Source organism: Streptococcus mitis bv. 2 str. SK95 (assembly GCF_000222705.1).
GTDB lineage: Bacteria > Bacillota > Bacilli > Lactobacillales > Streptococcaceae > Streptococcus > Streptococcus mitis_AY.
In genome coordinates this window covers 1-2180 of sequence record NZ_AFUB01000058.1, presented here as the reverse complement: position 1 = coordinate 2180, position 2180 = coordinate 1, and the positions used below count along the sequence as shown (strand labels likewise).

Annotated in this window: 2 protein-coding genes; both read left to right on the top strand. The window is 37.8% G+C overall.

Annotated features, from left to right (window positions below; translation table 11 throughout):
* The coding region (locus HMPREF9965_RS11430; protein ID WP_000374310.1) for an RHS repeat-associated core domain-containing protein at positions 1-1489 on the top strand (1489 nt) is incomplete at its 5' end.
* Between the two features lie 2 nt (positions 1490-1491).
* Positions 1492-2097 carry an immunity 26/phosphotriesterase HocA family protein gene (locus tag HMPREF9965_RS11425; RefSeq protein ID WP_001095475.1) on the top strand — a complete coding sequence of 202 codons (606 nt, stop codon included), beginning with the start codon at positions 1492-1494 and terminating at the stop codon, positions 2095-2097.
* Positions 2098-2180 lie beyond the last annotated feature (83 nt).

Sequence of the window (2180 nt, the reverse complement as noted above, 5' to 3'; positions counted from 1 at the left end):
TGAATCCCGCGACGATACTGGACTTGACTATTTACGAGCAAGGTATTATGATAGTCAGGGAGGTACTTTCTTAAGCGAGGATAGTTACCCAGGTGAGGCGACGGATCCTCTCAGCCAGAACCGCTATAGCTATGTGCAGAACAACCCCGTCAACTATACAGACCCGAGTGGGCATAGAATGGTCTGGGCGGTTGATGGTAGTGAACCAAGTCGCCCTCGTCGTATCAATACGCGCCAACAACGTTTCTACCAACGGAGTATTGTTGAACAAGATTCTTTAGGCCGTGCAGTGTCATTACGTGAATACACGGATCATCGCATTAAAACCGATCGAAACTTCCGAGCACCAGAAAGTTATTATCAAGCTTTTGGTCCTAATGTGGCAACCTACCAAGGTGGAAGTTACGGAGGACAAAGTTCTTACGCTTATACCCAACAACAAGCAGCACGTGCAAGAGCCCAAGCTGAACAACGTCGTCGTCAACAGATTCGCTATGAATATGGCTTGGCGACAGGACTACAGTCCTTGCCGATAATTCGAGAAGGTCTAAATTTACTTCGTAACTGGAATACGTCTTTACTGAACACATTGAAGCATGTATGTAATCCAAAAACGACTAAGGCTCAAGATGATGCCAGCAAGAAAAAGCTGACGGCTAGTGAATTGCAGCGGCTCATCAAAAAAGCCAACTCTGGCGATATGTCTGCGATTGCAACCTTGTCGAGAAGCTATGATGGTACATCAGGCATAGGAACAGATACACGTACAAAAGAAGAGATAGAGGCAGGGAATAGACGCTTTTGGCAAAATACAGTAGATGGCTTAAAAAAAATACCGTATATAATCGGAGAGTTTTTCTCTGTCAACGATACATACCGTCTAACTACAGGGAAGGATCCTGAAACAGGTGAGAATGCCAGTCGCTTAGAAGCAGCAGGATGGTTAGCAGCTGATTTAGCCTCTTTTGGAATTAGTAAAGTTGCCAAGGGCGGGAAATTAGCTGGTAAAGGCTTAAAAGCACTAGATAAGGTCAATGATGCTTCGAAAGCTACGAAGGCAGTGGATAAAGCGTCAGGAAATCTTTTGCCTATGACCTTAGATAATCTCCAAATGTTTGCGGAGAAGCCTAAAGTCAATTTAGTAACCTCTAAAGATAATCATTTTAATAATTGGCTAAATAAAGGTTCGTCTAATAATAGTGTTTATTATGGAATCTATGGTAAAGAGAGGGATGCTGTTTATACAGGAATAACAAAACAAGATTTAGAATCAAGATTGTCTCAACATAATCGTCAAGGTAAGAATTTTGTAAAACTCAATGAACAATATAGTGATTTGACAAGAAACCAGGCTAGGGCTGTGGAGCAGTATCTCATTGAAAACGGCCATGCGAATCAATTGAATAAAATTAATAGTATTAGCCCTAAAAATAAAATGTATGATGAGGCGATGAAATGGGCAGAAAAATATCTTAATGGAGGAAATTAATAATGAATACAAATCTAATAGCTTTAAGAAGAAAAGAACGTTTTGAGAGTTTAAATTTAGAAATTCAGAAGGAGTTAGATAACTTTTATGATACAAAGGCAGCTACTCATCAACTAAAAGTGATTAAAAAAAGTAGGTCAATTCCAAAAGTGGGAGATGTATTTCTTGTGTCTCCTAGGGAGGGAATCTACTTTTATGGTAAAGTTCTGATTTCTAATATAGTTAGAAAAGTTCCGGATTCTTTTGTGGAAGGGAAACATGTTGTATTTATCTTTAAAGGAAATACTCATGAAAAAAATATTGATAAATACATGCCAGATTATTCTAACTTGTTAATTCCACCTGCTATTGTAGGTGATGAATATTGGAAAAAAGGATATTTTCATACTATCGCTAATATTCCCTTAACAGAGGAAGAGAAAAAGCTGGATTTTGGATTCTATAGTATTCATTTTAAAGGTAACTTTTTCTGTAAAGAGACTGGAGAATTATTGGATAAAGAGCCTAAATTATTAGGGATGCATGGAATAACAACTATCAGTGGAATAGGATTGGAAATTGAAGAAGAATTAATTATTAATCCCTCTTTATTAGAAGAAACTGAGTAGCTTGAACTTTGCTATAATAATCTAAAACTCTCGAAGAAATCTTTCATCGAGAGTTTTATACTATCACTATCAACTATAATAGT

What these genes read in the sequence shown, in the direction of transcription:
- HMPREF9965_RS11425 (WP_001095475.1), top strand. Translation starts at nt 1,492, where the DNA reads ATGAATACAAATCTAATAGCTTTAAGAAGAAAAGAACGTTTTGAGAGT.